This is a genomic window from Occallatibacter sp., assembly GCF_049802275.1.
GTDB lineage: Bacteria > Acidobacteriota > Terriglobia > Terriglobales > Acidobacteriaceae > Telmatobacter.
Genome location: NZ_JBARMD010000730.1, coordinates 1 through 4,795, shown reverse-complemented (window position 1 = coordinate 4,795; position 4,795 = coordinate 1). Strand labels below are relative to the sequence as shown.

The 4,795-nt window shown below is 57.3% G+C and carries 8 protein-coding genes; 6 read left to right on the top strand and 2 right to left on the bottom strand.

What is annotated here, in order from left to right:
* From WA354_RS24505 to WA354_RS24485, 5 genes are all read left to right on the top strand, one after another.
* A partial coding sequence (locus tag WA354_RS24505; protein WP_472815648.1) for a cohesin domain-containing protein occupies window positions 1-524 on the top strand: 524 nt, incomplete at its 5' end.
* A 13-nt stretch (window positions 525-537) separates the two neighbouring features.
* Window positions 538-1,008, top strand: coding sequence for a type II secretion system protein (locus tag WA354_RS24500; RefSeq protein WP_472815647.1), 471 nt, complete (start codon window positions 538-540; stop codon window positions 1,006-1,008).
* A 133-nt stretch (window positions 1,009-1,141) separates the two neighbouring features.
* Window positions 1,142-1,543: a type II secretion system protein gene (locus WA354_RS24495; protein ID WP_472815646.1), complete on the top strand. Its 402-nt coding sequence runs from the start codon at window positions 1,142-1,144 to the stop codon at window positions 1,541-1,543.
* Between the two features lie 17 nt (window positions 1,544-1,560).
* Entirely contained in the window at window positions 1,561-2,040 is a 480-nt protein-coding gene (locus WA354_RS24490; protein WP_472815645.1) for a hypothetical protein, read from the top strand.
* Between the two features lie 29 nt (window positions 2,041-2,069).
* On the top strand, window positions 2,070-2,885 hold the full coding sequence (locus WA354_RS24485; RefSeq protein WP_472815644.1) for a hypothetical protein: 816 nt from the start codon (window positions 2,070-2,072) through the stop codon (window positions 2,883-2,885).
* Here the strand turns inward: WA354_RS24485 and yihA are convergent.
* Window positions 2,882-3,478 (bottom strand): ribosome biogenesis GTP-binding protein YihA/YsxC, encoded by a 597-nt coding sequence (gene yihA / locus WA354_RS24480; RefSeq protein WP_472815649.1) that lies wholly within the window; start codon window positions 3,476-3,478, stop codon window positions 2,882-2,884. The two genes, WA354_RS24485 and yihA, sit on opposite strands and share 4 nt — an antisense overlap.
* Before the next feature lie 228 nt (window positions 3,479-3,706).
* Here yihA and WA354_RS24475 point away from each other — a divergent pair, with 228 nt between their 5' ends.
* Entirely contained in the window at window positions 3,707-3,985 is a 279-nt protein-coding gene (locus WA354_RS24475; RefSeq protein ID WP_472815643.1) for a hypothetical protein, read from the top strand.
* Window positions 3,986-4,081: 96 nt separating this feature from the next.
* Here the strand turns inward: WA354_RS24475 and WA354_RS24470 are convergent.
* A partial coding sequence (locus WA354_RS24470) for a S16 family serine protease (protein WP_472815642.1) occupies window positions 4,082-4,795 on the bottom strand: 714 nt, incomplete at its 5' end.

Here is a 4,795-nt window from a genome sequence, read left to right as displayed (position 1 = left end):
CTCTTGCACAGATGCGCGCTGCAGCGAATTCCACTGGTGCAGCGGCCGACGTCAACCGCGCTGCGACGGAGGCCACTCCGCCTCCGGGCTCGCCTGCTGCCCAGCCCGCGGGGGGCAAAGTCAACCTGATGTTGAATTCGCCCGGAACCGTAATCAGCGGAACTACATTCCAGGTTCCGGTGGTTCTGACCGGAGGAACGGATGTCTCATCCGTCCCCTTGCAGATTCAGTACGATCCTTCGAAGATCTCCCTCGTGAATGTGGGCGATGGCGACTTGTTAAATCGCGACGGGCAGATTGTGTCGATGGCCCATCGCGACGACGGCCCTGGAAACCTCACCTTGAACGTATCGCGACCACCAGGAGCGCCTGGCGTGAGCGGAGCAGGGGTAGTCTGCGTCCTTACTTTTCAGGCGGCAGCCAAGGGGCAGAGCGACATTACCATTACGCGCGCTGGTGCAATGAACAGTGCGGGCAAGCCGCTCCAGGCTCAAACCTCGCAAGCCACAATTGTTGTGCAGTAGGAGTATCGAACAGATGAAGGCTTTGCGGCCAATCCGGAAGCATTCGGAGCGCGGCCTCACGCTGGTTGAATTGATCGTGACAGTGGCTATCCTGTCGATTCTGGCGTCGGCGGCTATCCCGATTGCCCGCTTCAAAGTGAAGCGGGATAATGAACGCGAGCTGCGGCATGACCTGTGGGAGATGCGCGCCGCCATTGACCACTACAAGGACGCTGCCGACAAAGGCGCGATTCAGACCAAAGTTGACAGCCAGAACTATCCGCCCGACCTCGAGACGCTGGTGAACGGCGTGGATATCCAGGGCAAGAAGGTGAAGTTCCTTCGGCGCATTCCCGTTGATCCGATGACGGGCAAGGCTGAGTGGGGATTGCACTCCATGCAGGATGATCCAAAGTCGGATTCGTACGGCGGGCAGAGCGTGTTTGATGTGTATTCGAAGTCGACGGGCACTGCCCTCGACGGCACAAAATATTCCGATTGGTAGGATTAATGCTTTGTGGGACGGGATTGGTCTGTGCCGGATGAAGGGCGCTCCGGGACTCCAGTCACATGGTAATGTTCCGAGAGATGAGCCGCCCGGATCGAATGACGATAAATGTAGGAGAATAGAGGTACAGATGCGCAGCAGAACAAAACAAGAAGCCGGCTTCACGCTGATGGAATTGATGATCGTCATGATGATCATCGGTATCCTGACGACGCTTGCCATTCCGAGCTTCAAAGCTGCGATCAAATCTGCGCAGGAAGCAGTGCTCAAGGAAGACTTGCGCGTAATGCGTTCTGCAATCGACTCCTACACCATGGACAAACAGAAAGCGCCGCAATCGCTCGATGACCTGGTGCAGGAGGGATACCTCAAGGTCATCCCCGAAGATCCAATGACGAAATCGCGCGAAACCTGGGTCACCGGCGTAAGTGACTCTTTGCACACGCTGGATCAAACCGATCCAGGTATCGACGACGTGCACTCAGGGTCGCAGGAAAATGGATCTGACGGGCAGCCTTACTCTGCGTGGTAACCGCGAGAGGGGAAAGAATGGCTCGAAGAACGATCGGGACTTTGCTTCTGCTTTGCCTGACGATGCTTGGCGTAGTAGTTCGCGCTGAAGACCCCACAAAAGATATCACGATCAGGGTATTCGATGGAAAGACATTGAAACCCCTGGTGCCTACCGGCTTCCAGGTGCGCGTCGACCACCAGACCATGTTGCACCCTGACTGGGTGAAGGCCAATGAAGATGGCACCGCCGAACTGACCATTCCCGCCGACACACATGAAATAGCCCTCCACCTCGCGTACAACGACTCCATGGAGCTTTATGTCGGCTGCGACAAGGAAAAAAATGCCTTTGGCGACGTCTGGTATCTCGTACCGCCAATCATGTCCAAGGGAATGGTCACTGCAAATGGATGCGCTAAGCCCAAGGTCAACGAGAAGTTCAAAACTACGGCCATACCCGGTGAACTGATCTTGTTTGTGCGCGAGAAGAACATGATGGAACAGTTAAAGGATTGATCGGGATAGATAGCGCCGAACAGTGGCGTATGGAGACCCCCTTGGCGCCTGATCCCACTCCTGCAACATCAGATTCGCTGCAGCTTGAGGCTTACGGCCTCTACTGCGCCTTAGTGCGCTGCGTGACGAATGTGAACAATCAGAAAGCGGAGCCAAGTCTCGGTGGCAAGCTTCTGTACGCGGGCGAACTGGATGCCCGAGGACGCGCCATGGTGATTGCCGGAAATGTTTCCGGTTGTGCAATCTTGGCGGCGACAGCGGATTTAGCGGTGCAAAAGCTGGTGATTCGTGACGGCGTCGTCGATTTTGTTATCACGTCGCTGGATGAAGCACTTCGCATTCTCAAGAATGAAGTCCGCAAATGCGCTACGGTAGCGGTTTGTGTGGCGGCTGCACCTTCTGTTGTTGAACGCGAAATGGTCGAGCGCGGTGTGTTGCCGGACCTCGTCCTGGAAGGGTTGCCGGGTGAGCCCCGCGATGTGCCGGATTTTGGCTCCGGGACCTGTGGAGTTCAAACAACTGTACCGGATGACGACCTCGCGTTCGTGACGTGGAAGGTCGGAGGGTCACCGGCGCGCTGGATGGCGAAGCTGGATGCGATTGCGCTCGAGCGCCTTTCGTCGGATTGGCAGGCACGGCGCTGGATTCGGTTTTCTCCGCGCTACTGCGGGCGAAGCGCACAGGCACAGCGGGTCCTCTACTGTGGACGGGATTCGGCAAACGAGATCATCAGAAGGTTTGGCGCGCACGTGCAAGACGGCGAGATCGATGCGGAAGTCTTGGCGAACGTGATCATCGGCGGCGAGATAGAAAAATTTAGATGGTCGCCCGTCAGGCGAGCCTAACTCGGATCTTCGGAGCCAGCGGATTCAATTCGGTTCCACAGTTCCTTCACCCCGGCGCCGGTTTTTGCCGATACAGGCAACACTTCCTCCAGATCGAATGCGTTCCGGATTAAAAGCAGGTTTCGCGTACGGGCGTTGCCGCTAAGCCGATCGGTCTTTGTTGCAACCACCAGGAACTCCCGGCCCGCGTGGCGCAGCCAGTCGACAAGCTTGCCGTCGTTCGGTTGCGGAGGAATATTCGAGTCGACAAGGCAGACGCAAAGCTTCAGCGTTTCGCGTTCGGCGAGATAGGGGTCAATGAACTTTGGCCACTCGGCTGAAATGGATTTCGAAATCTTGGCATAGCCGTAGCCGGGAAGGTCGGCGAAGATGAGCTTGCTCTGCTGGCGCGGGTCAAGCAATGCAAAGAAATTAATGGCGCGCGTACGTCCCGGTGTTTGCGAGACTTTAGCCGCCTTCTCGCCCACGAGCGCATTCAGCAGGCTTGATTTGCCCACATTCGATCGCCCGAGAAACGCGATCTCGGGCACTGTGGGTACGGGGAACTGCGCCGCATCAAGAGCCGAAAGCAGGAATTGTGTGCTGTACCGCATCAAGGGCATTGAATTCTCAATCTCTCGACTCCCAATTATGCGAGCCTTGCATTTTCTTGAGGATACAAGATCAAGGGCGCGCCGTCGCTCTTATGCTTCGTGCTCGACGGTGCGGGAGGGGCTACGGAGACTCAAACTGACGGCGACGAGCGACCGCAGAAAAACCAGTGTGCTGGGCGCAAAACTGGCCCTATACTGTCCTCACCTCTCATCATTTCAGGAGGCAACGTGCACACACTCGTCGCCATTTGTCTGCTGGCTGCGACCGCCAACGGGCCGCTTGTCCACACCATCAACTTCTCAGAGCCCCCCACCACGAAGCCGGCGCTGGTTAAGATTCCCAAGCAGCCCAACGGGCTCACGCTTTACAACGAGAAGGGCGAACGGGTGGCGCAGTGCGAAAAGAAGGGCGACTCTTTTTCAAACTGCAAGCTTGAGACAGGCTTCACCTTTGACGATGTGATGAACGCCTGGGTGCATGCTTTTGAAGACATGCAGGACAAGTAGAGGCGTCGAACAAAGTCGCGCCTTATGAAACCCGCACTCCCACTCATGCGCAAACAACGCATGAATGGGGCACAGGTGATGGGTCTGATGGTTCGGCTATTGACGAGCCACTTGGCCGGCTACAACATCCTGCGGAGGCACGGAGGAGAGAACTTCCGCGGCTTCGGGCAACGGGGTGGGCAGCGGGCTTTCGAGCGCCAGTGCGAGGACCTCGTCCATCCTGTCTACGAAGTGCAGCTTCATCGAATTCTTGATGTTCTCCGGCAACTCGGCAACATCCTTCTCGTTGGACTTGGGCAGAATTGCCTCGAAGATTCCTGCGCGCAGGGCGGCAAGGAGTTTCTCCTTCAATCCGCCGATGGGCAGCACCTTCCCACGCAGCGTGATCTCGCCTGTCATCGCGATGTCCCGCCGCACAGGGATTTTTGCCAGCGCGCTGGCCAACGCCGTTGCCATGGTGATACCGGCTGACGGGCCATCCTTGGGAATGGCGCCCTCTGGAACATGCAGGTGGATGTCGACGTTGCGATAGAACTCGCGGCTGAGTCCCAGAGCCTGCGCGCGGCCGCGAATATATGCAAGCGCCGCCTGAGCCGACTCCTGCATCACGTCGCCTAGCTGGCCGGTGATGGTGAGCTTGCCCTTGCCATCGAGCACCGTGACTTCGGTTGTAAGAATACTGCCACCCACTTCGGTCCAGGCAAGACCGGTCACGAGGCCCACTTCGCTCTTCTCATGCACTTCAGAATCGCGGTAGCGTGCCACGCCAAGAAACTCGCTGATGCTCTGCGCGGTCACTTCTTCCTTGTG